A 24,462-nucleotide genomic window follows, 5' to 3' on the forward strand; every position below is an offset into this window, starting at 1 on the left:
TTTATTTTGTGTAGTTGTGATAGCCGCATTCCTGCAGCTTTGCATCCTTTTTCAGTACGCCGTCTTTCATCTCTGCGCTGTAAGCCTTGAGCTTTGCAAGAAGCTCCGGATCGGAAACCGCTAAAACCTTCGCCGCCAGAATACCTGCGTTTGCACCGCCGTTGATCGCAACGGTCGCCACCGGGATACCGGAGGGCATCTGAACGATGGAATACAGGGAATCCCTGCCTCCCAGAGACGTCGTGTGCATCGGGATACCGATCACCGGCATCGGAAACAATGCAGCGCACATACCCGGCAGATGAGCTGCCATACCGGCGCCGGCGATAATCACCTTTACGCCCCGCTCCTCCGCGGTCTGTGCATATTCAAAAAAAGTATCGGGCATCCGATGTGCAGAAATAATCCGCATTTCATAGGAAATACCGAATTTGTCCAAAATCTCAGCTGCTTTTGCCATTACAGGCATATCGGAATCACTGCCCATTACAATACTGACCTGTGCCATGTGCTTTTATCCTCCTGTCAAAATATGTCGCAACTTATCAATCTACAGTGTACTAAACTTTTTTGGCAGATGCAACCTATTTTTATATTACAGTTCACTCGCAGCTTTCTGTGCACAGATTCCATGCTCGCATGAGAATCTGTGCACGGGAAGCTGCGAAGGGAGCGCCACTTTATGAGCAAAAAAGAATCCTGCTTTGCAGGATTCTTCGCCTGCGGCGGGTCGCGTAAGCGACAGGATTCCAATCCGCCGCAGTGCGATCTGCGCGAAGCGTTTGTTATCGTATGATAACAAATCTGCAACGCAGCGGAGAGCGTCGAAGACGCGTTTTTGCGAATGGCGCGGGTGAACTGTAACGCACCTTCCCGCCAATAGCGCGGGTGAACTGTAAGATGTTTATCCCTGATACAGCGGCAAATTTAATTCTTCCGTACCGTCCAGTACGAAAAATCCGTCCTTGATCAGGCCAATCCTGGTGCCGTCTGCACATACCGCTGTTACCTCTGCCAGCTCTGCGTACGGGATCGTAATATCTGTGTGGCAGTTAAAATATGCCTTTTCCGGATCGGTATGACGAAGCGCGGACACCTCGTTGTCCCGCGCGATGATCGCCTTGCCATCCGGATTATAGGTCATGCGGTCTTCTTCATAGCTGTAGCAGGTATCACCCACTGCGAAGTGGGGGCCGGTCTTTTCTGCAATCAACACCGGAAGCTTGTCATTGATTTCATAACGGCGCGCCACCATATAAGCAGTCGTGTTCGTGCCAATAGCAAATTCGCCGATCGGCAGCGTATCATGATGATACAGCACACCATCCTGCAGCAGCTTTTCGTTTTCCGCTTCCTTTTCGAAGTTACGGCAGGTGTATTTGGTAATCATGCCATCCCGAAACTGCAGCTCCAGATCGTTATACTGCATACCGCGCAAAAACGTCTGCGGTACATGTAAAACGCCTTCTGTTCCGGTCAGCTTCGGAGAGGTGAACACTTCCCCAACCGGAATGTTGACGTCCGCCACGCAGTTTTCGAAATTCGTTTCCTGCGCAGGGTTGTTGAGCGTATGGAGCATGACCTTCATATCGGTGTGGTTGTCGCCGCGCCCCTTGATCTCCACCCACGCTGCCTTATCCAGCGCATCGATCAGGTGCTGCTGAATCGTCTCGTAGGTCTTGTAATCCAACGTATTGATCTTTAACACTTCGTCGAAAATCTCCGGGAAATGCTCGCCGATGCCCGGAACCGGGAACGCGATACAGGTAAAGCTTCTTTCCTCCGGGTCGATATATTCGTTCGTCATCGCACCCGCCTGGCTCTGATATTCAACATACAGCTTCTGCTGTTCGGCCGATAAGGTGAGCAGATGCTCCTTGCTCGCAGGCTCGAAGGGCTCTTCGCCGAATGCTTCGATGACAGCGGGACCTGCATGGACAACCGCCATATCTTTGTACTCTTCCCACGCATTTTTGCGGCATTCCAGCATCCTGTGGACATATTTTTTGTCCAGGTACAGTGCCTTATCGTTTTCATGGTCATAGTCGAACTGCCGGTTCACTGCACCGCCGAAAAATCCGAGTCGGAACACTCTGCGTCCCTCTGCAAAGCTCGCAGGTGTGCGGGCGATGACAGGCTCTAAGCCCATTTTTCTGAAGTTTTCAATTGCAGCTTTTACAACACGCTCAAAGCCCAGAGGATAACGGATCTGGACGGATTTCTTTTTGTCCAGAGGCTTCTTTGCCAGCTCAAAGCCCTTGCGGAAGCCCTCCGTGTAGGTATCTGCGATTTTCTGAATTTTTTCTTCCGGCAGACCATTCAAATGCTCTGCCAGCTTCCACTGATCATCCGCGATATATTCCCCGAACCAGAACAGGTAACGGATATCAGACAGGTCTGCGTTTTCGATGATGTCCAGCGCAAATCTCTGTCCCCAGTCCACGGTATGGCGGATCGCATGCTCTGCAGTCAGCTCCGCATAGTCGCTTGCAAACCAGTAGAAAATATCCCGGATCCGGGAATATTCCGGTGCTTCTTTTGTCTCCTCGAAGCTTTCTGCAAACGCACAGTAAATTTCGACAAACAGCTCCAGGCGGATCGTGATGCCTTCCAGATCCTGTTCATAAATAAACGCAGGCAGGCTGCGCAGCTCCGCCGCAACTGCAGAAAGCAGCTGTCCAAAGGTTTCGCCAAGCTGTGCATATGCCCAGTCAGGGTTTGCATAGCTCGTCTCATAATTGCGTCCCATCAGGTCGATGAAGCAGCTTTCGTTGTGCCGTTCCAGCTCTTGCAGAGAGGCTTCCCGCATCGCCCCGGATGCTACCCATTTGTATTCTTCGAGCAGGACGCCCAGGTAGTCCGCGTTTTCTGCAAAATAGCGTTGAAACTGCTCCGGCATCCGTTTTTCTTTTTCGATTTCCAAAATACGCTGTGAGGCAAGCTCAAACCGTTCTTCCATTACTGTCATAATCCATACACTCCTACTGCCACAATCCCCCCGATCCCCAACAGGGTCAGGGCGTTCAACACAATGCCAATCCAGGCGAACAGATAAAATTTATCCTCTTCCAGCTTCGCCATAATTCCAATTACCAGACCTGCCGCAGAAAAAATCAGGCACAGCAGTGTCACCACGCCGTAGCGCACATATGCCGTCCCATGATTCTGCCAGGTAAAATAGACGGTCAGGAAAACAGAAATCAGGGACATTGCCCCCAGCATTGCTGACAATATCCCCTTTTTGGATTCCCTCTTATCGGTAAAAATGTAATGCCTGCGCACGCCGGTCTCCTTTCCGAAAAGCTTCGCTTACGCAGTTCCCTATCTGTAACCGGGAACTGCGTAAAAATTCCATTTCCTGCATTCTCAGAAAATCAGTTTGCCCCGGTGTGCCAGCTGTCTTGCGCCGTTTACGATCAGCAGCACGCCGCTTGCAATCCCGGAAACCAGCACAACCGCGCCGACCGCGATATTCAAAGCGCCGCTGCCGCCCAAAAGCTTATAGGTCTTTTCTTCCATATTGGTTGAACCTCCTTATTTTGCACCGTACTGCGCGTAATAAGCGTCGATCGCAGCCTTTAAGGTATCATCAATATAAACCTGTCCCTTGTAGGGCTTGTTATACAGATATTCTGTCACCTCTGCCATGCTTACGATGGCATTGGCGTCAAAACCGTACTTTTCTTTGATCTCTTCCAGCGCGCTCTTCTCAGAAGAAAGTCCGCGCTCCATGCGGTTTAAGGAAACCATCAGTCCAACAATTTCCACATCTGCCTGTGCTTTTAAGATCGGGAAGGTTTCTTCGATGGACTTGCCGGAGGTCGTTACATCCTCAATAATAACAACGCGGTCGCCATCCTTTAACTTGCTGCCCAGTAAAATACCAGTGTCGCCATGATCCTTTACTTCCTTACGATTGGAACAGTAACGGATATCCTTGCCGTAAAGCTCGCTGATGGCCATCGTCGTCGCAACGGTCAGCGGAATGCCTTTGTATGCGGGTCCAAACAGCACGTCAAAATCCAGTCCGTAGTTGTCATGAATCGCCTTTGCATAATATTCGCCCAGTCTGCGCAGCTGTGTGCCAGTCACATAAGCGCCCGCATTCATGAAAAACGGGGACTTACGTCCGCTCTTCAACGTAAAATCGCCAAACTTTAAGACATTGCTGTCCACCATAAATTCGATAAATTCCTGTTTATACTGTTCCATTTCTTGTATTCTCCTTCGTTGCAGTGCATTGAAAATGCCTGTGCTTTGTTATGAATGCAGCGCGATCGCCTGCAGGTACAAAAAGATAATGTTAGTATAGCATTGCAAGACAGGTTTTTCAACCGTTAACTAACAGCACTGCGCTAAAGGGCGAGAGGTCTAATACACAGCTGTTCTCATATACCAGTTCTTCCCGTTTTTTGCTGCCGCCAAAGCACTCCCAATCGCTGTTAAGCAGCACGCGATAGCTGCCGTCTTTCTGCAGCGGTACGGCATAGCCGTTTTGCGGCTGAGCGGAAAAATTGAATACGCCGATCACGGTCTGGTCGCCCGCCATTCTCTGCATCGCGTAGATCACGCGCCCCTCCTGATGGCAGTCCAGCCAGATAAAACCGTCGCGGTTAAAGTCCTTTTCCCAGAGCGCCGGATGATCGAGATAAAGGTGATTCAGTTCCTTCATATAATGATAGAACGCTTCGTGAATCGGGAAATCCAGCAGGTTCCAGTCCTGCTCCCGCTTTTCATCCCATTCCCGGAACTGCCCGATTTCATTGCCCATGAAATTCAGCTTTTTACCCGGATGCAGCATCATATAGGCGTACATGGCGCGTGCCTGTGGGAATTTCCGTTCGTAATCGCCGTTCATCTTCTGCAGAATCGTCGCCTTTCCATGCACTACCTCATCGTGGGAAAGCGGCAGCAGATAATGCTCGTTATACGCATACATCATGGAAAAGGTCAGCTTGTGGTATGCATCCGTGCGCGCCGACGGATCGAGCTGAAAATATTCCAGCGTGTCGTGCATCCAGCCCATGTTCCATTTTAAATCGAATCCAAGTCCGCCCTGATCAGCGGGCGCCGTTACGCCGGGGAAATTCGTGGAATCCTCCGCCGTCAGGATACAGTTGGGAACGCGCTCTTTCAACCCTTTATTCATAAAACGGATAAAGTCAACCGCATTACCGTTTACGCCGCGCCGTTCATCCCCCTGCCAGTAAATGATCCGGCTGATGGCATCCATCCGGATACCGTCAAAATGAAACTCCTTCATCCAGTAATACGCCGCAGACTGTAAAAAGCAGCGCACCTCCCCACGGGAATGCATAAAATTACAGCTTCCCCATTCACTCACCCCAACATCCCTGCTGGGATATTCATACAACTCTCCGCCATCGTAGCGTTTCAAACCGTAATCGTCTGTCGCAAAGTGTACCGGTACAAAATCCAACAGCACATAAATTCCATTCTGATGCATCTGATCCACCAGCTTCTGCAATCCCTCTGCCGTGCCATACCGGGCAGTCGGCGCAAAATATCCCGTATTCTGGTATCCCCAGCTCTCATCGCAGGGATGCTCGCTCAGCGGAAGAAATTCCACACAGTTATAGCCGCTTTCCTTCAGATACGGGATCAGAACCTCTCCCAGCTCCTCATAGGTATACCAGTCGGTCTGTCCTGTACCCGGCTTTTTAAAGGAGCCAGCATGTACCTCATAAATATTGAGGGGCTTCGTGCTGATATCCTCCCGATCCTTTAACCATTTTTCATCGGTAAATGCATAACGGTTAAGATCCCGTACCACTGATTTATGTGCCGGGCGAAGCTCCATTCCAAACCCGTAGGGATCACAGTGCTCCTGGCAGGAACCATCCCTGTGCCAGATACGGAATTCATACAGGTCCCCTTCTTTTACCTGGTCCAGTGTAATTTCATAAAAGTTGCCGTCATGCACCCGCTGCATTCCGTGTCCCTGTCCGTTTAATACAAGCTCCACGCCCGCTGCAGAGGGGGCAAACGTCCGAAACGTCGTGCGTTCCTTCGTGTAATGGGCACCCAGATATTTATAAGCTTCAAATTCCTGTCCGGTATAAAATCCGTAAAAATCCATGTTCTTCTTCCTTTCTTCTCTCTCCGCCCGCAAAGGTCATTTTTTGCAGCCTGCTTTTCTGATCTGCAGTTACAGCTCACTCGCGCCATTTACAAAAACGCGTCGTTGATTTTCTTGACGGGTGTCTATTTACACCGTATACTGATGATATTATCATACCAGCCAGAGCGTTTCCGGCACAATCGACAATCCTGCCCCTTGTTACAATACTGGACGTTTCGGGCAAATTGTCCAGAAAGGAAGGAATTCTTTTGGATCAACGGGAAATCAAAACCAAACGCGCCATCAAGAATGCATTTCTGATACTGCGTGCCCAAAAGCCGATCGAAAAAATCACGATCCGGGAACTTGCCGCCCTCGCAGAGATCAGCAAAGCCACCTTTTATCTCCATTATCAGGATATTTACGACCTTTCCGAGCAGATCGGGAAAGAGGTGCTCACCAATATTTTAAACAGTATTTCCAGACCGGAAAATGTACTGGAAAAGCCCGATGTGTTCACAAGGGAAATCACAACGGGCTTCTTTTCTCAGATCAATCTGATCCAGCTTCTGTTCTCCGGTTCCCAGGCGCATATTCTCCCGGACCTCGTGGATTCGTCGATCCGGGAATATATTTACCGCCTGAAACCGGAATATACAGACAATATGCAGTTCAACATTCGCCTCTCCATGCTCATCAAGGGAAGCTTCTATGCGTTTTATGATAACTACCACAAGTATGACAACGCTGCGCTGATCGATGAGATCTGCGCGTTTCTTGGACAGTGCACCCGATGAAGGAGCATTAACGCAAAGCGACCAGCAGGAAGAAATTCTCCCGCCGGTCGCTTTTTCCATTCTGATTTGCTCTGCTTAGAACTTTCCGCTTCGTCCCGAGCCTCCTCCGCCGCTTTCGCTGTGGGTACTTGAGGAGGAAGAGCTTTCTCTCTCAATTTTGCGTCTTGTCTGGGTCGTGTGGGTGTAACGATCCTCTTTCCGGCTCAGCTTTAGCTTTTCGGAGACATAATCGTTCGCTTCTGTTTTCTGATGCACCGTGTGCATCTTCAACAGCAGCAGCAGACAGATAATGATAGAAATCACACAGGAAATTCCAAGTGCCATCAAAAAGCTCACCCCGAAATTTTCTCCGGGAGTCGCTTCATAATCCTCATAGTCACCGGAATCATAACCTTCAGGTGCACTGACAGGTGTTCCCTGCTCTGCAAGCTGTAAGTAATTGCTGCAGGCATCGATATAGTCACCAAAGCCGCCATACCAGTCGTCATCCCGGAAATTATCCAGGAAATAGGTTTCCAGCTGTTCCTGACCATACGCGTTGAACACCTCAGAAGCCTTCGGACCGTATACAAACATCGCATAATCCCGATCCTCCATGCTCAGCAGGATCATAATGCCGTCCCGGTCCTCTCCCATGCCCATCTCATAGTCATGATAGATGGTATAATCTGCGGTATATACGCTCTCCGTGCTGTAATCCGTATAATCATCAACCGTTATCATATAGACGCCGCACTGATATTCTTCGGAAACCTGCTGTGCACGCTGCTCCAGATCTTCCCACTGACTGTCTGTCAGGATCCCGACATCATCCGTTACATAATTTAACTGTGCATTGCTCTCTGCAAAAACTGTCATCGGAGCCAGAAGAAGACAAAGGGCCAGCAGCACAGAAACAAATCCGTTCGGTTTTTTCTTCATCTCTTTCTCCCCCTTACGACAGCATCAAAATGATCGTCAGCACAACCGTCATCGGTGCTGCGATAGCTGCAAACAATCCCCAGAACTTTCCTTTGCTCGTCGGAAGGTCGCCGACCATCTTGCCGGTCTGACCGTTCATCGCAAACAAAAAATCCTGTCCGTTCCATTTCGTATGCAGCATCCAGACCGGAAGCAGTGCATAATGTACCTTGCCGCGCTTTAAATCGATCTGCTTGTGCTCAAGAGTACAGGAGTCATATCCGGTTACCGTTCCCCGAAGGGCATCCTCCAGTGTGCTGGCACAGCGCGTATCCGCACGCTTCTGGCTGTCCTTGACACTCACATCATATTTGTCTGCAAGAAAGCCCGGCAGATATGCAGTGGAAAACTCCTTTAACCCGCTGTAATCATAGGGCTCGATGGAATCCATATGATCATCCGGCATTTTGGATGACGCATCCACCGGAATTTTCTCAAAGCCGATGGAGCCGGCACGGGATACCTCATAATGACGGGTTTCCGTAATCTCTTCGTCACCCTTTTCGTATACCTTCGATGTCGTAGCCTTATAGGATGCTTCTCCGGAGGCTTTGCCGTCGAACATCCAGAACGGAACATAAACGCCCTGGATCTCTTCGATATGGTTGTCGTCCTTAAAGGATTTCGGCAAATAAGGTCTTCCCTTATAGTGCATTTTCAGTTTTTCGATTGCTTCTTTTTTGCTGACCTTAAACGGGATCACATAATCCGGCTTCAATACACCGGAAAACTGTCCGGGCACAACAGTCGGATTCCCGCAGTAGGGACAGGAGGTTGCAGCAGTCGTCTCATCGCAGATCAGCTCCGCGCCGCAGGAGGGACAATTGTAGCTTTTCATGCCTGCTGCATCCTTGCCCCAGTTATCACTGATATCCGAAGTATCCCAGCCCTCTTCGGCCGCCTTTGCCTGCTGTTGCTTTTTCTGTTCCGTCTCTTTTTCTGCCTTTTTCTGGACTTCGACAGATTTTTCTTCCTTCTTGGCATACATCGCTTCGATTTCTGCGACTTCATACTCCGTACCGCAGTAATCACATTTCAGCTTGCCAAGGCTTTCCGAATAATGCAGCGGTCCGGTACAGGCCGGACACTGATAATTGGTAATTTGTTCCGCCATAACAGCTCATCCCCTCTCAGAATCGTAATCATCCCTGTATCTCTTTGGATCAGTTCTGTACATCTCCTGCATCAAAGGGGTCTCCGCACTCCGGGCAGAATTTCGGCGGATTGGTGGGATCCTCCGGAACCCAGCCGCACTTGTTGCATTTATACTGTTTTACTGCAGCCGGTTTGGGCTTTCCGCATTCGGAACAGAATCTGCCTTTGTTGACTGCACCGCAGCTGCAGGTCCAGGTATCGTCAACAGGCTTGGGCTGACCGCATTCTGCACAGAATTTTCCGGTGTTTACTGCGCCGCAGCTGCATTTCCAGCCCCCTGCAGGAGCTTCCATCTTCGGTGCTGCCGCTGCCTGCTGTGCTGCCGCATTCGCTGCTGCCTGCTGTGCCGCCATCTGTTGCTGCTGCCCCATCGCATACAGGCTCTGCGCATTGATGCCGCCTGCCTGCTGTGCCATGCCCATTCCCATAAATGCCATTGCAGGACCGGCTGACGTATTGGAAGCAGCTGCTGTCATTGCCTGAGCCTGGGCACGGGACAGGGCGCCGGCTGCACGGGTCGGATCCATATATGCAGCTTCACGCTGCATCTCTTTGATCATCTGCTCGTCTTCTTCACTTGCCTTGACGGAAGATACGCCAAAGGAAACGATCTCCAGACCGCGGACATCCTTCCATTCTGCAGAAAGCTCATCATTTAATGCTTTCGAGATCTCCTTTGTATGGGCAGTCAGACCGGAATAACGGACACCGGTTTCCCCAACCCTTGCAAAGGCGGGCTGCAGTGCTGTCAACAGCTCTGACTTTAACTGATCATCAATCTTATCACGGGTATAATCCTCTGATACATTACCGCAGACATTGGTGTAGAACAGCAGCGGATTCGTGATTCTGTAGCTGTAGGCTCCAAAGCAGCGGATACCGATATCCAGATCGATGCCTGCCCGTTCATCTACCACCCGGAACGGAACCGGAGACGGAGTCCCGTATTTATTGCCGGTAATTTCCTTTGTATTGAAATAATAAACTCTCTGTTCTTTAGGTGTCTCGCCGCCGAAAGTAAAACGCTTGCCGATATTTTTGAACACCGCACTGATACCAGCGCCTAAGCTTCCTGTAAAAACAGACGGTTCTGTAGACATATCATATGTATATTCACCCGGTTCTGCGCACACATCCACGATCTTACCCTGGTCTACGATCAACATACACTGACCGTCTGCAACTGCAATCAGGGAACCGTTGGAAATCACATTGTCGCCGCCCTTGTTGCTTGATCTGCCGGATACCTTCTTGCGCCCTCTTACCGCCAGAACATCAACCGGAAGGGCTTCACAGTAAAAATACTCCTTCCACTGATCCGCCATTACACCGCCAGCTGCGCCCATTGCCGCTTTTATCAATCCCATAAGTAAGTCCTCCTTTTTTCTGCAGTCAGATTCCTTATCCACAACATACACGCTTTACCGGCATTTGACTGCAATTTAACGATACTATCGATATTATTCTATCAGAATTTTCTACAAAAATCCATATATTTTAAACACAATTTTGTGCATCCCGTTCAGACAAGCCCCGGGCTTTGGCATATGCCAACAGCCTCTTTTGGGCATCCTCCAGGGTTCCGAAGGACTCCCGACAGCAGATCACCTTCCGGCAGCCGTCCATGCAGCGCATCGCCTGCTCCAAAAGCTCCTCCGAAACCGGTTCAAAGGCCGGTGCGGAGAAAAGCCGGGAGGAAAGTGCCTTTGCCGCCGGATAATCCAGGTCGTTTTCCCAGAGTAGTCCTGCTGCAAAGGGAATCCCCTCCCGCTGCAGCCTCCGAAACGTATTTCTTCCGCTGCCATTCCCGGCAATGACAAATACCTCCGGAGTTCCTTTTACTGCCGCCAGCTCCATTTCCTGGCTTTCTTCCTCAAAGCTCCCCTGGGTGATCTGAAACAGCTTCGAAAGATGACCCGGCCTGAAAACCTCCTCCGGCGTGCCGACCTGCTCCACAAAGGCTCCATCCACACACAGGATCCGGTCAGAGACCCGTGCGGCAAGCTCCAGCTCATGCAGCGACAGGATCACTGTCAGTCCCTTTTTTTTCTGAAGCTCCTGCAGCACGGAAAGAAATTCCAGCTTATATTTTATATCCAGATAAGAGGTCGGCTCATCCAACAGCAGGATTTCCGGCTGCTGGCAGATCGCCCGGGCAAGCAGGATACGCTGTCTTTGTCCGTCGCTGATCTTCGCAAAATCCCGATCCCTGAATTCCAGCACATGCACGGCTTCCATTGCTTCCTGCACGGCTTCATGATCCTTTGCGGACAAAACTCCGAACCGCCCGGTATAGGGGTAACGCCCGGTTGCCACCACATCCTCACAGGTCATCAGCTCTGTATGTGGCCGTTTTGTAAAGACAACCGCCATCTTTTTTGCCAGCTCACGTCCCGAAAGGCTCTGCAAATTTTTATCCTCCAAAAGGACACTGCCTCCCAAAAGCTCCAGCTGACGCGCAATGCTTTTTAAAATGGTGGATTTTCCGGCACCGTTTGGACCGATCAGCGTCAGGATTTCCCCTTTTTTCAATTCGATCTCAATATTCTGTATCAGCGGCTGGTTCTGATATCCGACACAAAGCTGTTTCGCCTGAAAATAATATGCCATCAGTCCACTCTCTCCTTTTTCCCGTAAGCCATCACCCAGAGAACCACCGGTGCACCAAACACTGCCGTCACCGTGCTGATACTCAGCTCTGTCGGTGCAAACAGCGTCCGCGCCAGCAGATCACAGAACAGGCAAAAAACACTTCCCCCCAGAAAGCTGGCCGGGATCATCCAGATCGGTTCTGCGGTTCCCAGCATTTTTTTGACCAGCTGCGGGACTGCGATCCCGACAAAGGAGATCGGTCCGGCGAAGGCCACAACGCACGCGGACAGAATACTTGAAAATACGACCATTCCAATTCGTAAAAGTCTCACATTCACACCGAGATTTAACGCATACGATTCGCCAAGCTGATAGGCGGACAGTGGCTTCGACATCAGAAACACCAGCACAAAAATGACCGTCACACAGATGCAGGCCGCCCTGACGCTGCTCCAGGTCGTTCCGGAAAAGCTGCCCAGGGACCAATTATGAAGATTTACAATGTCCGCATCCTGCGCAAACGTCACGACCAGCTCCGTCACCGCCGAGCAGATATATCCGATCATCACGCCGCTGACCACCAGCATGGACATCCGCCTGATCCGCCTCGACATCAACAGGACAAAGCCCATGGAAAGCATCGCCCCTGCAAATGCCGCAGTGATCATCCCTGCCGAATTCACCATCCTGCCCCTGCCCAGGGAAAAAACCATGACGAGTGCCACCACCATCTTTGCCCCGGAGGAGATTCCAAGTACAAAGGGTCCGGCGATGGGATTATGGAAAAAGGTCTGCAAAAGGTAACCGGACAGCGCCAGTGCACCTCCTAATACTGCTGCAAGGATCGTGCGGGGCAGGCGCAGCTGCAATATGATCGTCTGCTGCTTTTCCCCCATTGGCTGACCGGACAGGATCTTTAGGATTTCGGACAGGGAAACCGAGACGCTTCCGATACAGATATTGAGCAATATGCCTGCAGCCATTGTTGCTGCCAGCAGCAAAAACGCTGCCAGAATCCTTCTTTTTTTCCGTACTGCACTGTCTGCGGAGTTTTTTTCCATGCTGTGTTATCCCTTCTGTTGTCTTTCCTTACTACTTTAACCGGTACAAATACCTGGTCTCTTTGTCATCGCCCGTCAGCATCCTGTGAAAATCCTCGATCAGATTTCCGGCCGACATGGACTGCTGATACATATCCTCTGTCGTACACCAGACCTGATGATTTTTTACTGCCTTAAAATCCTTTAACAGACTGCACTTTTTCAACAAATCCTCCAGGGTCTGTACCTGCCTGTCGATCGTCGTGTTATACACTAAAAAGTCTGCATCCTGCGCCCCATCATAAAAATCCTCCAGCTGCAGATTGACCGTTGAACGGCGGGAGTCCGGATCTCCCAAATTTTCAAAGACATACTTTCCGCCGGCAAGCTCGATCATTTTGGGGATATAATCCGTGCTCTGGCGTACCTGCACCAGTCCGTTTGAAGTGATATAGAAAAAAGCGACGGTTTTTCCTGTGCTTTCTTCTGTTTCTACGCGCTTTAATGCTTCTTTTTGTTTTTCAAACAATTGATCTGCTTTTTCTTCCTGATCCAGCAGCGCACCGAAAAAACGTACCCATTCCACGCGCCCGAGGGGATGTTCCTCATAGCTGGAATACTCCACCAGCGTTGGGATGCCGAATTCGCCGAGCTTTTCCATCACCTCCGGGGTGTGGTAGATCATCGAATTTTCGATGGCCATGCTGCAGTTTTGAGATAGGAGCAATTCATAATCCGGCTGACTGTACTTTCCGGCATAAAGGAGAGTGCCATCCTTCATCGCCTGCTTTGCCGCCGGAATATACCAGTCCTCTTCCTTTAAGCCGCACATGGAAATCGCGTCCATGCTGTCTAACTGTGCAAACATATCCATTACGCTGGAAGCCACCAGATACAGGTTTTTCACAGGCTCCTGCAGCACGATCAGCTTTCCGGGCTCTCCCTCTGCAGAGGGGCTGACCAATGCTTCTGCGTCCTCCGGAGCTTGCTGATGTTTTGGAACAATCAAAATCCGGTCTCCATTTAGCCGTGTGGTCAGAAGCTTATAGCCGCCCTCGTAATAATCCACTGCAAAATTTTCCGCGTAGGAAAGCTCCATGCTGTGATCGTAGGTCAGAGGGGCGGCTGCTGTCTTCGCAGGGTTTTCTCCGACTGCAGCTGTCTGCTGCCCTTTTTCTGCACCATCGGCATCTTCCTGTTCGGTCGTACCTGCCTTTGCTGCATTCTGACCGTTTTCCCCGGCATGAAAGTTCAGCGTGTATTCGATTTCATGGGGTGTGCTCATCGCCACTGTATCTGCGATGACGACAATATCCTGGTCGAATGCCTCCACCGGAATTTGAAACACAGAATTTCCCTCTGTATTGACCGGAAGATATTTTTCCCCGTCCACCACCATGTAGTCATAATTGGGGCTGCTCCATTCCAGCGTTGCCACTGCTTTTCCGTCCTTTATTTCCACCTTTGCCGGAGAAGTGACAGATGCCCTGCCGCTTCCCCCCAAAAGCTCCACCTCCATCTGATACGTACCGTCCTGAAATTCCAAGCCAGTCTCTTCTTGCGTAAGTACTGTCCCCGTCTGCTGCTCCGATACGAAGGCCTGACTGCTGCAGCCACACATTCCCAACAGCCCCAGCACAAGCAAGCCTCCTGCAATCCATTTTTTCTGCATATCCTCTTCCTTTTTATCCTGTAAATAATTGTTTTATGCCTGACCGATCGGCGTAATTATACCATGCATACCTAAGAAGAACAACCGGATACTGCAGTGCGTTAAAAAGTGAAAATCATTGACACCCTTATGGAAAACGATTACAGTAAAACTATAAAACAAGTATTACTTTATGTAAAACAATCCACTACGAAAGGATCTCTGATCTATGAAGGTTACTGTCCGTCTGCTGTCTGGCGCAGACCATCTCAGCCAGATCCTGACCGGCTTCCAAATGCTTTCCCGGGAAAATAAGCTTACTCTCGACATCCTTGACTGCCGCAAAGACTCTCCTGTTTATCAGGAAGCGTTTCTGGAGGCCCAGGTCAATGGGATCCGGATTCTGTTTGACCTGATGGACGGCTACTGGTATAACCGCCCGGAAACAGTTTTCCCGTTGTATCATTCCGCAGATATCGTTTTTAAACGGTCTTTTTCATCTGTTAAAAACAGTGAGGTTTTCGGAGCATTTTCAGAAAAAATTCATCCGCTGGGCTTCAACTATCACGTGTTCTGTCCTGGCTCCCCTCTGATTGGTACCACTTCGAAAATCGGATTTTTGAAAAAACGCATCAAAGGGGTGACCTGCTACGTCTCCGACTATGAAGCAAAGATGACGCACGTTTCTGCCCGCCCCCGGATTCTTTTTATCACTCACCTCTGGGACCCGGCAGAACCAGTTGTTCAAACGGATTCGGAGCTCGTCCGCCAGTGGGGCGAAATCAACGAAATGCGGATGCTGCTCGTACGAAAGCTGCGCGCCGCATTTCCGGAACAGTTTATCGGAGGCATTCAGGACAGCCCGTTTGCGCAAACGCAGTGTCCTGACCTGATTCTTTCCGAACACTCCACCTGGAAACGGATCTATCTGCATCGCATGAAGCACTCCGAAATCTGCATTGCCTCCACTGGTCTGCACCAGTCTTCCGGATGGAAGATTGCAGAATACCTCGCCGCAGGAAGGGCGATCGTGTCCGAGCCGCTTTGTTATGAGGTTCCGGGGCCGTTTCAAGCAGGCGAAAACTACCTGACCTACACCTCTGCAGACGGCTGCATCGAACAGATCAGGACGCTGCTTGCACATCCCGAGCAGATTTTGCAGATGGGACAGCGAAACCGCGCTTACTACGATACATGGCTGCGCCCCGACCAGATTGTGGCAAAGGCACTGGAGCAGGCGAAGATTTCGCTGTAACGCAACAATAGAATGCACGCTCTGCGAGCATTCTATTGTCATGAATTAAACCCAAAAGGAGGGTTTCACGATGACTCAGCAATCAGATCATTCCTCCCGCCATGCAGGCTTTGAACTGCTGCGGATTCTTTCCATGATGATGATCGTCCTCATGCACGGGATCGGTCACGGCGGCCTGGGAACAACCGCTGCCCCCGGCACCTTTCCCTATTTTATCTACTGGCTCCTGTTCATGCTCGGACGCGTCTCTACCAATTGCTTTGTCATGCTGACCGGCTATTTTATGTGGCAGTCCAAAACAAAAGTATCCCGCCTGTTTCGAATCGAAATGCAGGTGCTGTTTTATTCTCTGCTGACCTTTGTGATCGGGCTGTTTGTCAATTCTGTCTCTCTATCTGCCGGCACTCTTCTGCGGGCTGTTTTTCCGACCACCTCCTGTGTATACTGGTTTTGCTCCTGCTATTTCATATTGTATCTTGCGATCCCGCTGTTAAATAAAATAATCGCTTCCCTCACGAGGGCGCAGCACCGTTTTATGCTGATCGTGCTCTTTCTCCTATTCAGCCTATGGCCGACCGTCTGCTTCTGGTCCGACATGTCGCGGGTAGAAAACGGCTACAGCTATGTATGGTTTTTCGTTCTTTATTTTACGGCAGCATACCTTTCCATCTATCAGGTGCGGATGTCCTCTGCCCTCTGCCTGAGCCTCTATTTCGTCTTTTCCCTGCTTTCTGTTCTGGTGCGGATCTCTGCCTCCGGGATCGAAGCACGGATGGGACTGGAAGGAATGCTCGACACACTCGGCGGATACCAGTCTCCGACCGTGTTTTTCGCATCCGTTTGCTTCTTTTTGTTCTTCCAGAATATCAAAATTCAGGGCAATCGCCCGAAAAAAATCATCCTTGCGATCGCCCCGCTTTCTTTTGGCGTATATTTGCTGCATGACAGCGATTTTACCCGCGCATTTCTCTGGGAAAAAATCGCGCTTTCCCGTTTTGGAAGCCTGCCTGCGTCCCTCGGCTACCTGGCTATCGCAACCCTTTGCATCACCTGTGCAGGGTATCTTGTCGATACGCTGTATCAGAAGATTTACCGGGTGCTCTTTCGGAAAAAAGCGGAAGGGAAAGTGGATGAGATCACAGCACGGATTTATCGGAGCATCAGAAAAGGCGAGTGAAGCTTTTCACTCGCCTTGATCTTTATTTCTTCACCGGTTCACAATCCTCTAAACGCTTCTCAATAGTTTCCCATGCCGCTCAAGCGCCCGCTCTACTTCTCAATCAGGCTCACATAAATTTCCTGCAGACGCTTTGTTTCTTCCACAATATCGTAACCCGCACTGCGTACAACGCTGCGTCCCTCTGCTCTGTCCCTGTCAGCCGTTCCCAGCCTGATCAATTCCTTTGCCCAGACCTCGTCCGGCTGCTCCAGGCTCAGCCGAACCGCCCTGTCTGAAAGAATGATTTCATCCGTAATCGTATCCGAGAACACACACGGCAATCCGGATGCCTGCGCTTCGATTCCGACAACCGGCAATCCCTCAAATAAAGACGGCATCAGGAAAACATCCATCGCCTGATACCAGATCGAGGTATCCTTTTGCACGCCGAGAAACGAAACGCTGTCATAAATTCCAAGCCGTTTTGCCTTTTCTTCCATGGCAGCCTGCAGCTCACCTTCTCCTGCCAGCAGCAGATGGCTGTTTGGATATATTTTTTTCAGACAGGCAAACTGTTCCAGCATCCGGGTATGATTTTTCTGTACCATAAACCGCGCCACAGAACCGATCACCAGCTTATCCTCCAGCTGATATTCCCGGCGAAGTCTGGTGCGTACCTCGCTGCGGTAGCAAAACCGCTCCAGATCGATGGCATTATGGATAAGCACACCGCTCTCGTTCCATCGTTTTTCACCGAAATAATAGATTCCGGCTTCTCTCCCGCATGCAAAATAATCCGTCGCTGCTCCCGGAATCATCGCCTTACAAACCAACTTGACCGGCAGTTTCAGTCCATGCGGCAGATGCGTATTATGCGCATGGGCAATTCGAACCGGAAATCCCGCCTTTTTTGCCCCGTTTAACGCATAAAATTCCATCGCCTCGTTATGGGCATGCAGCACCTTAATTTCTTTTTCCCGGTCAAGGAGTGTCTTCATATAGCGCAGATATTCCGGATACTTTAAGGGGCTCAGTCCCGGTCCCATAAAAATACGACCGCCCAGAGAACGCACCTCATCATCAAAAAATCCCGGTTTTTCTTTATTTACCAGAAAGTCAAACTGGAACTGATCCCGATCCAGATGCCAGTAATAATTCATCAGCATCGTTTCGATTCCGCCGCGATCCATATTGCTCACAGACTGCAAAATTCTGATCATCTTTTCCGCTCATTTCTGCGCACGCTTTTTTGCGCATGTCGAGTTTGTGTCAAGTGCGCGCAGACACAAATCTCGCGATTGAAAAATTTTATTTTTCAATCTTTTTCTGTCCTTTCCGTCCCTACTTATTATGCAATCAACGGAAACCACTTTCCCTGCAGCTTCCACAGTCCATACTCCGAGGTCATCAGCGCCCGGTGCGCTGTCCGGACTGCAAACGGCGCATGTTTTGCTTCATAGTCCCCCGCGTTTTTTTGGTAAAGCAGACAGCAACAGGCAAATACGCCCTGTTTTTCTTCTTCCGTAAGCCCTGCCACACACACATAACAGTAATTCGACAGCTGCAGCGTCAGATTTCGATAAAACAGTTCGTCCCACGGCTGCTTGATCCTTCTGTGCTGCTCCAACAGCTCTTCCACGATCCAGTATGCCTGCACCGCCTTTTTCGTTCCCTGCGAGGTAAACGTAATTCCGTTTGCATTTCTTCGCCATGCATAGACCACCTGCGAAATGGAAGCGATCTTTTCTGCCGCCGGAAAAATCAGAAAATGGATGACCGCATCCTCAAAGCAGGTATATCCTGCCGGAAACCGGATCTCATCAAACAGGCTCCGACGATACAGCTTCGCCCACGGAGTCCCCGGCAAATCCAGACAGTCATATGCCGTGCGTTTTTCATAAATATGTTCTGCAAACCGCTGTGCTGCCCCAAATTTCCCGTCTCCATCCAGATACTGCCAGCCGCCCTGCACGATATCCGCACCGGTCTGCTGCGCTTTCTGCAAAAGCGCCGAAATCGCTCCCGGCAACAGTACATCGTCACAGTCCACAAACAGAAGATATTCTCCTTTTGCCTGCAAAATCCCGGCATTGCGTGCCTTCGCTGCACTTCCACCGGTTTCTTTCGTCAGCTCAACCCTTCTGACTTCTCCCCAGTTTGCATATTCCTCCAGGATATCGCCGCTGCTGTCTGTAGAATTGTCGTTGACTGCAATAATTTCCACTGTACTGCCGCACTCCTGCGCCAGAATGCTGTTCAGACACTGCTTTAAATCCTTCTCTCCGTTATGCACCGGAACGATGACGGAAACAAGGACTTCCGTCTGCCCAAAGGGCTGCAGTGCCTGCCAGCCATCTGTATCCGCTGCCGGTCTGAGATAGCATTTTTTCGCCGCCTCTGCCGTCTGCAAAAGCGCATCCTCGCTCATCCGTTCTTTTTTTAAGCATCCAAGCAAACCGACGACGGCCCGTCCGACCATTCTTCCGCCCCACGCGCCGACTGCAGCGGCGCAGCGGTTTTTCGTCCAGTCATAAATGAACTGATAAGCTCTCTGATTCCGCAGCATGTTTTTCCTTCCTTTCCTTCAGCCTTGCAATCGCTTCAAACGTCCGCCGGCAGTTATTTCCGTCATGCAGCGGGAAAAACCGCTCTGTACGCTGCACGTATTCTGTCTGCATCTCCATGCCATTTTCAAAGCTTTCCGTCAGAGCCCCCAGCAGTGCTTCCTGTGTCGTACATACCGGTCCAAACCCGTCCCGGCGGAAATCGAAATATCCCTTCTGATAATGATATTTACGAAACTCCTCTTCGTCAAACTGATAATACACAACAGGCTTGCGCAAAAACGCCACATCAAAAAAGACGCTGGAATAATCCGTCACCAGGAGTGCACAGTCCATCAGAAGCTCCTGCACATCATGGGTCTCCTTCGACACGATTGTGATCCGGTCCGAGCCCGATTCAAACATCCGGCTGTCCTTCTGCATTTCGACATGGGGATAAAAAACGAGCCGATAATCCTGCTGTTCCAAAAGCTGATCCAGTTCCTTACAGCAGAGCAAAGACTGGAAGTGCTCATAATACGCTGTGTTTCGAAACGCCTCCCCTGTCGGATAATAGGAGCCGCGCCAGGTCGGCATAACAAGAATCATCTTCTCTTTACGCTCTGCCCGGATCAAATTATCAAACCGCGCCAGTCCGACGTACTGCGGCACATGTTCCGGATATCCAAACGTATCGCGAATGTATTCATATTCCGGCTTCGCCCCGCAGACAAACAAATCCATGTACATATTTTTACGATGCAGCCATTCCATTTCATCCTTGATGATGCCATGCTGCAAAAAAACCTGTTTTCCCCTCGCCCGGATTCCTTTTCCTGCAAGATGATAAAATAAAATCAAATCCGGCGCACAGGGCTGTACATGCGTGCCAACCAGAAAATCCGCGCAATAATACGCCAGATAATGAGAAAAGCTCCCTCTCGGAACCATTCCTCCCAACGCCTCGATTTTCGCCCGGTCAGCACTTTCTGTCTCGATCACATAACGCGCATTGATTTCCGGATGCTCTTCTTTTAAATACCGGTAAAACCAGTAACCATTATCCCGCGCATCGTTTCCGCGCTCACATACCAGCCACAGCTCCCGATATTTGGCACTGCAGCACCTGCAGACCGCACCGAACAGCTTAAAAAAGGCCATCAGGCATAGTTCCTTCAGATAACACAGCGCTCTTACAACTTTTCTCATGTTCCCTCTCATCCCTTTTCCGGTTTGCCTGTCAACGGTGTCTCTGACTGGAAAGCCAAATAACCGTCCTATACTGATGAAGCTTTAATAAAAGCAGCTTAATCCGGTCATTTCTGCTGTGAAAGCTCTTTACTGCAGTATTTTTTATTGCGTTTTCCACCCGCGGCAGCTTCACCGTTTTTTGCAGCCAAGCTGTCCGCTCTTTGGCAGATAAAGGACCGCTGCAGACATTTTTAATGCCGAGCTGCAAATCCCGCACAGTACAGTAACAGGCTTTCTTCCGATGCATTTCGCTATCCTGCAATCCCCAGTCCTCTACCACGCTCCAGACCGCATCGCTTAAATAAAAATTGTCCTGCAGCCGCTCCGGATGCCAGGAGTTGGAAAGTGACGCGCTGCGCGCAACCGTGTAATGATACAATGGCTTTTGGATCGCTACCAGACAGGACGGATTCTGCCGCATAAACGCTACATAAAACAGACCATCCTCCCCGAGTGTCCGCTCCGGGAATCTCAGATGGGCTGCCTCAATACAAGCCCTGCGCAGCATTTTGGTGATGACCAGATAGGAGGATGCCAGCGCGTCAAAATACTCCTGAAACGGTTTCCCCCGATATACGCCGCAAAGCGCCGGACCATCGATCAACGTCTTCACACAGTTGCCGTTCTTATCGCAATAATCATTGTAAATTCCAAACATCACGATATCTGCGTTTTCCTTTTTTGCAGCCTCATATAACACCTGCGCCATGTCAGACTCCACCCAGTCGTCCGGATCCAGAAAACAGACATATTTGCCCCGCGCCGCATCCAGCGCTGCATTCCGCGCCTTTGCCACACCTTTGTTGGGCTGATCGATGATCCGAAACCGCGGATCCTCTGACGCAGCGCTCTTACAGATCGCAAGGCTGTTGTCCCTGGAACCGTCATTGACGAAAATCGCTTCGAACCCGGGCATTGTCTGCGCTTTCAGACATTGGATGACCCGAGGCAGATAACGCTCCATATTGTAAACCGGAATCACAAAGGAAATCCCTGGTGTCTTCATTTGGTTTTCTCCTCCTCTTTATCCCTCCTGCATCATGCTTCGGATCTGTTCCTGCATTTCCGCCCTGCTTTTGGGCTTCCAGATCTCCTTCTTGGGCGGCTGATGCCGTTTTTCAGCATAAGAAAGCACAATAATCCGAAGCGCCATCGTGCTCCAGAAATAAAATGCCGTATTATCCGTCAGATAAGTGATCGTCATATATCCAAGATCCGCCATGTACAAAAGCGCCGTGTTGTTATCCGCATACTTCGTCCAGAAAATCGGACCTATCACATACTGGATGCCGGACCACAATATAAAGCCCGGGAAACCCATTTCCACGAACACCTTCAAAATATCATTGTGAAATGGATAGGGATGGTTAATCAGACCGGAGCTGTACCAGCTTGCGACAATGGAATCCACATATTCAAAGCCATGTCCCATATAGCCGAAGGAGAAATCATAATGCTCCCCTGCAAGCTGCCATAAATAATCCCGCCCCATCATGTCGATCCCAACGAGATTCAGGATCCTGGAGACTCCTCCCGTTCGAACTCCATAAATATACACAAAAAAGAACGCGACCCATAAAAAGCCCTGTAGGATCAGAAAGGGCTTTAAGAACTTTTTATGTTTCAAAAACAGGGAATACACAATAAAAAGAAGGGCTGCCGGAATAGCGATTCGCTTCATTCCGACCAGAAAGAAAAAGGCACACAGCAAGATCATCCGCCAGCGTTTTTTTCTTTCCCCGGGTGTTTCCTTTGGAGCAAACGCCACATAATAGAGCAGCAGCTGTCCAAAAACAAAGGTAATATCATGAATCTCCAGATTTCTTGCGTAGCCTTCTGCTTCGCCGAAGGTCACCAGACAGGTAATCAGAGACTGTACGCTCGCTGCAATACCAAAGGATGGAATCTCCAATACCATGATCGCCCCGTTTGCCAGACACATGCTGACCGCAAACAGATCCACTGCTTCTGCACCAAACAAATACGCACCGGAAAGCGCCGTCAAAATTGCAATGCTCTGGAAGATCACCTTGGAACAGCCCCGGATCATGGAGGACAAATTCATAAAATTCAAAATCCAGATCACCATGGACCACAAAAGCAGCGCTGCGACCAGGGACATGTAAAACAGCGCAGGTCCTTTCATCCGCTTTAAGCGTTTCAGATCCGGAAAAATGATCGCATATGCCACTGTTATACAAAGGACCCCTACTGCGATCGCCTTTGGCAGACCGCCAATCATATTGTTGAGGGTTTTCCAATCTCCAAGACCTGCAGCTGTCAGCAGAAAAACAAAAAAGAACCGCAGCCCCTTCTGGATAACCGGATTGTTCTGATCCAAAAAGGGGCGCGCCTTTTGTTTCACTGTGTAGTCTTTTTTTACAATAATTTCAGATAAAGTACGCAACCGCAAACTCCTTATCAGTCTGTCACCTCATGGATCGCATTTTCAGCCACCTGTTCCATTCTTTCCATAGGCCTTTATATTCCTCTAAATTTGTTAAAACATTCACCAGGAGATAGAGTGCCGCAATCCACAGGGAATTTAACACTGCAATTCCCGCAACATAAAAATAATTGACTGCCCTGCAGCCGTCCAGCCCGAGCACAGACAATATAACTACTGCTGTCATCCCATTGACTGCAACCTTTTTGATGCTGTGTTTTGCACTTCCCTGTCGAACATTGCCAAACATGTACCGAAAAAGCGCTATGATCCGATAAGAAAGTGCAGCCAGGGTTCCTACCAGACAGCCTGCAATTCCGATCCGCCAGGTTAAGATCAGTGAGACCAAGATATTGATGACCATTTCCCAGACAGCCTGTCCTTTCGTGTCATCAAATTTTCCGGCGATGGATTGCAGCTGAATCAACGGCATTTCCACACAGGACAGGATCGACCATGCCGCAAACAAAAGCAGCATCTTCTTGCTGTCATAGATCGCTGCATCCGCTATTCCGCTGGTATACAGACGGATAATGGGCATCAGGAATGCCGTGATCACCGTATACGCCCAGAATACAAACATGTAATACAAGGATTCGTACCATTCAAAGGCTTTCTCAAACTGTTTCCGATCACTGTGATAAAGCTGTCCGAATCGAAACGTCACTCCATTGGAAAATGCCGTAATCAGCTGTTGGAAATTTGCAAAAAACAGCGAAAATACCGCATATACGCTGGCATAATTCATTCCACACATAAAAGAAATAATAACCGTATCTGTATTGGAAAATAAACAGGAAGAAATTTGATGGATCAGAACGGAGTTTTTCTGGGCCAGCGCACTGTGATCCGGCTCTGCCTTCCAGTCAATCCACCGATAATGCTTCCGCACATAAAAGATGATAAAAACAACCTGAAGGATCGAAGGTACACAGTAGGTGGCCTGGATCAAAAGCAGATTGTCAGAAAGCATCAGAAAAATCAGCTTTAACAGGTTTGAGAGAACCATCGTAACCATGGCCAGGGAAGTCACAACATATTTCTTTCCCTCTACCTCAAGAAATGCATTGTACTTTCCACGCAGTGAAAACAGCACAATTCCCGGCACGCCATACAGCAGGATGATGCAGCAGACCGTAAAATAATCCAGCTCCGTTTTTATAATCAGCGGATATAACAGCGCAAATCCAACTGTAATCGCAGTATATGCCACGCTCGTCTTCAGGTAAAACCTGCGTGTTGCAGACAAAATCCCATTGATGCTCCCGGTATCGCCCTTTGCTACAGGTCCATACAGGGAATATTGTGCCGAGAGTCCAACCCCCGCCTCCAGAAGGGACAGATATGCAAAAATATTTTTTATGGTGCTGTTGAGACCATTTACCTCTGAGCCAAAATTAACCAGATACAATCTGGGAAGTACCAGTCCAAATACTGCAATGACAACCTGATATCCAATCGCTGTTACAATATTCCGGATCACCCGTCTATTCTTTTCACTGCTTGTTGTGGATTCGATTTCCGTCATTGT

General features: G+C 49.7%; 21 protein-coding genes. 3 read left to right on the forward strand and 18 right to left on the reverse strand.

Annotated elements, in window-relative coordinates:
* Position 1 precedes the first annotated feature (1 nt).
* The 6 genes from purE to glgB form a co-directional block, all read right to left on the reverse strand.
* Positions 2-508, reverse strand: coding sequence for a 5-(carboxyamino)imidazole ribonucleotide mutase (purE, locus tag ACLTOQ_RS00650; RefSeq protein WP_412318404.1), 507 nt, complete (start codon positions 506-508; stop codon positions 2-4).
* 396 nt (positions 509-904) lie between these two features.
* Positions 905-2,968, reverse strand: coding sequence for an aminopeptidase (locus tag ACLTOQ_RS00655; protein ID WP_412318405.1), 2,064 nt, complete (start codon positions 2,966-2,968; stop codon positions 905-907).
* Entirely contained in the window at positions 2,965-3,282 is a 318-nt protein-coding gene (locus tag ACLTOQ_RS00660) for a DUF6142 family protein (protein ID WP_337622602.1), read from the reverse strand. Before ACLTOQ_RS00660 ends, ACLTOQ_RS00655 begins: the two co-directional genes overlap by 4 nt.
* An 84-nt stretch (positions 3,283-3,366) precedes the next feature.
* Positions 3,367-3,519, reverse strand: coding sequence for a hypothetical protein (locus ACLTOQ_RS00665; protein ID WP_021915929.1), 153 nt, complete (start codon positions 3,517-3,519; stop codon positions 3,367-3,369).
* A gap of 15 nt (positions 3,520-3,534) precedes the next feature.
* Positions 3,535-4,212, reverse strand: a complete 678-nt coding sequence (gene pyrE, locus ACLTOQ_RS00670) for an orotate phosphoribosyltransferase (protein ID WP_118762788.1) — start codon at positions 4,210-4,212, stop codon at positions 3,535-3,537.
* A 118-nt stretch (positions 4,213-4,330) separates the two neighbouring features.
* Entirely contained in the window at positions 4,331-6,100 is a 1,770-nt protein-coding gene (gene glgB / locus ACLTOQ_RS00675; protein WP_412318406.1) for a 1,4-alpha-glucan branching protein GlgB, read from the reverse strand.
* Positions 6,101-6,351: 251 nt separating this feature from the next.
* On the opposite strand from glgB, the gene ACLTOQ_RS00680 reads away from it, so the two are divergent.
* Positions 6,352-6,879, forward strand: a complete 528-nt coding sequence (locus ACLTOQ_RS00680; RefSeq protein WP_308727995.1) for a TetR/AcrR family transcriptional regulator — start codon at positions 6,352-6,354, stop codon at positions 6,877-6,879.
* Positions 6,880-6,954: 75 nt separating this feature from the next.
* Here the strand turns inward: ACLTOQ_RS00680 and ACLTOQ_RS00685 are convergent, their stop codons facing one another.
* The 6 genes from ACLTOQ_RS00685 to ACLTOQ_RS00710 all read right to left on the reverse strand — a co-directional run bounded on the left by ACLTOQ_RS00685 (position 6,955) and on the right by ACLTOQ_RS00710 (position 14,298).
* Positions 6,955-7,800, reverse strand: coding sequence for a TPM domain-containing protein (locus tag ACLTOQ_RS00685; RefSeq protein ID WP_412318407.1), 846 nt, complete (start codon positions 7,798-7,800; stop codon positions 6,955-6,957).
* 13 nt (positions 7,801-7,813) lie between these two features.
* The gene (locus ACLTOQ_RS00690) at positions 7,814-8,953 is read right to left on the reverse strand and encodes a hypothetical protein (protein WP_262585361.1); all 1,140 of its coding nucleotides are present in this window, start codon (positions 8,951-8,953) and stop codon (positions 7,814-7,816) included.
* 49 nt (positions 8,954-9,002) lie between these two features.
* On the reverse strand, positions 9,003-10,361 hold the full coding sequence (locus ACLTOQ_RS00695; RefSeq protein ID WP_262585362.1) for an SPFH domain-containing protein: 1,359 nt from the start codon (positions 10,359-10,361) through the stop codon (positions 9,003-9,005).
* Between the two features lie 130 nt (positions 10,362-10,491).
* On the reverse strand, positions 10,492-11,604 hold the full coding sequence (locus tag ACLTOQ_RS00700; RefSeq protein ID WP_412318409.1) for an ABC transporter ATP-binding protein: 1,113 nt from the start codon (positions 11,602-11,604) through the stop codon (positions 10,492-10,494).
* Complete coding sequence (locus tag ACLTOQ_RS00705; protein ID WP_262585363.1) at positions 11,604-12,647, reverse strand: FecCD family ABC transporter permease; 1,044 nt, start codon at positions 12,645-12,647, stop codon at positions 11,604-11,606. The genes ACLTOQ_RS00700 and ACLTOQ_RS00705 overlap by 1 nt, the downstream gene beginning before the upstream one ends.
* A gap of 31 nt (positions 12,648-12,678) precedes the next feature.
* Positions 12,679-14,298 carry an ABC transporter substrate-binding protein gene (locus ACLTOQ_RS00710; protein WP_262585364.1) on the reverse strand — a complete coding sequence of 540 codons (1,620 nt, stop codon included), beginning with the start codon at positions 14,296-14,298 and terminating at the stop codon, positions 12,679-12,681.
* A gap of 208 nt (positions 14,299-14,506) precedes the next feature.
* Between ACLTOQ_RS00710 and ACLTOQ_RS00715 the strand changes: the two genes are divergently transcribed.
* Together ACLTOQ_RS00715 and ACLTOQ_RS00720 are read left to right on the forward strand one after the other, a co-directional pair.
* Positions 14,507-15,532: a glycosyltransferase gene (locus tag ACLTOQ_RS00715; protein ID WP_412318410.1), complete on the forward strand. Its 1,026-nt coding sequence runs from the start codon at positions 14,507-14,509 to the stop codon at positions 15,530-15,532.
* A 70-nt stretch (positions 15,533-15,602) separates the two neighbouring features.
* Positions 15,603-16,709 (forward strand): acyltransferase, encoded by a 1,107-nt coding sequence (locus ACLTOQ_RS00720; RefSeq protein WP_412318411.1) that lies wholly within the window; start codon positions 15,603-15,605, stop codon positions 16,707-16,709.
* Between the two features lie 92 nt (positions 16,710-16,801).
* On the opposite strand, the gene ACLTOQ_RS00725 is transcribed toward ACLTOQ_RS00720, so the two are convergent.
* The 6 genes from ACLTOQ_RS00725 to ACLTOQ_RS00750 form a co-directional block, all read right to left on the reverse strand.
* A complete protein-coding gene (locus ACLTOQ_RS00725; protein WP_262585367.1) occupies positions 16,802-17,911 on the reverse strand; it encodes a glycosyltransferase family 1 protein in 1,110 nt (369 codons plus the stop codon).
* Between the two features lie 128 nt (positions 17,912-18,039).
* Positions 18,040-19,257 carry a glycosyltransferase family 2 protein gene (locus ACLTOQ_RS00730; RefSeq protein ID WP_262585368.1) on the reverse strand — a complete coding sequence of 406 codons (1,218 nt, stop codon included), beginning with the start codon at positions 19,255-19,257 and terminating at the stop codon, positions 18,040-18,042.
* Entirely contained in the window at positions 19,220-20,443 is a 1,224-nt protein-coding gene (locus ACLTOQ_RS00735) for a CDP-glycerol glycerophosphotransferase family protein (protein WP_262585369.1), read from the reverse strand. The genes ACLTOQ_RS00730 and ACLTOQ_RS00735 overlap by 38 nt, the downstream gene beginning before the upstream one ends.
* 31 nt (positions 20,444-20,474) lie before the next feature.
* Entirely contained in the window at positions 20,475-21,491 is a 1,017-nt protein-coding gene (locus ACLTOQ_RS00740) for a glycosyltransferase family 2 protein (protein ID WP_337597699.1), read from the reverse strand.
* 18 nt (positions 21,492-21,509) lie between these two features.
* Positions 21,510-22,892, reverse strand: a complete 1,383-nt coding sequence (locus ACLTOQ_RS00745; RefSeq protein ID WP_337426461.1) for an O-antigen ligase family protein — start codon at positions 22,890-22,892, stop codon at positions 21,510-21,512.
* A gap of 22 nt (positions 22,893-22,914) precedes the next feature.
* Positions 22,915-24,459, reverse strand: a complete 1,545-nt coding sequence (locus ACLTOQ_RS00750; protein WP_262585372.1) for a lipopolysaccharide biosynthesis protein — start codon at positions 24,457-24,459, stop codon at positions 22,915-22,917.
* Between the last annotated feature and the right edge of the window lie 3 nt (positions 24,460-24,462).

The organism is Gallintestinimicrobium sp., from assembly GCF_046968865.1.
GTDB classification, from domain to species: Bacteria; Bacillota; Clostridia; order Lachnospirales; family Lachnospiraceae; genus Gallintestinimicrobium; species Gallintestinimicrobium propionicum.

What these genes read in the sequence shown, in the direction of transcription:
- purE (WP_412318404.1), bottom strand. Translation starts at nt 508, where the DNA reads ATGGCACAGGTCAGTATTGTAATGGGCAGTGATTCCGATATGCCTGTA.
- ACLTOQ_RS00655 (WP_412318405.1), bottom strand. Translation starts at nt 2,968, where the DNA reads ATGACAGTAATGGAAGAACGGTTTGAGCTTGCCTCACAGCGTATTTTG.
- ACLTOQ_RS00665 (WP_021915929.1), bottom strand. Translation starts at nt 3,519, where the DNA reads ATGGAAGAAAAGACCTATAAGCTTTTGGGCGGCAGCGGCGCTTTGAAT.
- pyrE (WP_118762788.1), bottom strand. Translation starts at nt 4,212, where the DNA reads ATGGAACAGTATAAACAGGAATTTATCGAATTTATGGTGGACAGCAAT.
- glgB (WP_412318406.1), bottom strand. Translation starts at nt 6,100, where the DNA reads ATGGATTTTTACGGATTTTATACCGGACAGGAATTTGAAGCTTATAAA.
- ACLTOQ_RS00685 (WP_412318407.1), bottom strand. Translation starts at nt 7,800, where the DNA reads ATGAAGAAAAAACCGAACGGATTTGTTTCTGTGCTGCTGGCCCTTTGT.
- ACLTOQ_RS00690 (WP_262585361.1), bottom strand. Translation starts at nt 8,953, where the DNA reads ATGGCGGAACAAATTACCAATTATCAGTGTCCGGCCTGTACCGGACCG.
- ACLTOQ_RS00695 (WP_262585362.1), bottom strand. Translation starts at nt 10,361, where the DNA reads ATGGGATTGATAAAAGCGGCAATGGGCGCAGCTGGCGGTGTAATGGCG.
- ACLTOQ_RS00700 (WP_412318409.1), bottom strand. Translation starts at nt 11,604, where the DNA reads ATGGCATATTATTTTCAGGCGAAACAGCTTTGTGTCGGATATCAGAAC.
- ACLTOQ_RS00705 (WP_262585363.1), bottom strand. Translation starts at nt 12,647, where the DNA reads ATGGAAAAAAACTCCGCAGACAGTGCAGTACGGAAAAAAAGAAGGATT.
- ACLTOQ_RS00710 (WP_262585364.1), bottom strand. Translation starts at nt 14,298, where the DNA reads ATGCAGAAAAAATGGATTGCAGGAGGCTTGCTTGTGCTGGGGCTGTTG.
- ACLTOQ_RS00715 (WP_412318410.1), top strand. Translation starts at nt 14,507, where the DNA reads ATGAAGGTTACTGTCCGTCTGCTGTCTGGCGCAGACCATCTCAGCCAG.
- ACLTOQ_RS00720 (WP_412318411.1), top strand. Translation starts at nt 15,603, where the DNA reads ATGACTCAGCAATCAGATCATTCCTCCCGCCATGCAGGCTTTGAACTG.
- ACLTOQ_RS00725 (WP_262585367.1), bottom strand. Translation starts at nt 17,911, where the DNA reads ATGATCAGAATTTTGCAGTCTGTGAGCAATATGGATCGCGGCGGAATC.
- ACLTOQ_RS00730 (WP_262585368.1), bottom strand. Translation starts at nt 19,257, where the DNA reads ATGCTGCGGAATCAGAGAGCTTATCAGTTCATTTATGACTGGACGAAA.
- ACLTOQ_RS00735 (WP_262585369.1), bottom strand. Translation starts at nt 20,443, where the DNA reads ATGAGAAAAGTTGTAAGAGCGCTGTGTTATCTGAAGGAACTATGCCTG.
- ACLTOQ_RS00740 (WP_337597699.1), bottom strand. Translation starts at nt 21,491, where the DNA reads ATGAAGACACCAGGGATTTCCTTTGTGATTCCGGTTTACAATATGGAG.
- ACLTOQ_RS00750 (WP_262585372.1), bottom strand. Translation starts at nt 24,459, where the DNA reads ATGACGGAAATCGAATCCACAACAAGCAGTGAAAAGAATAGACGGGTG.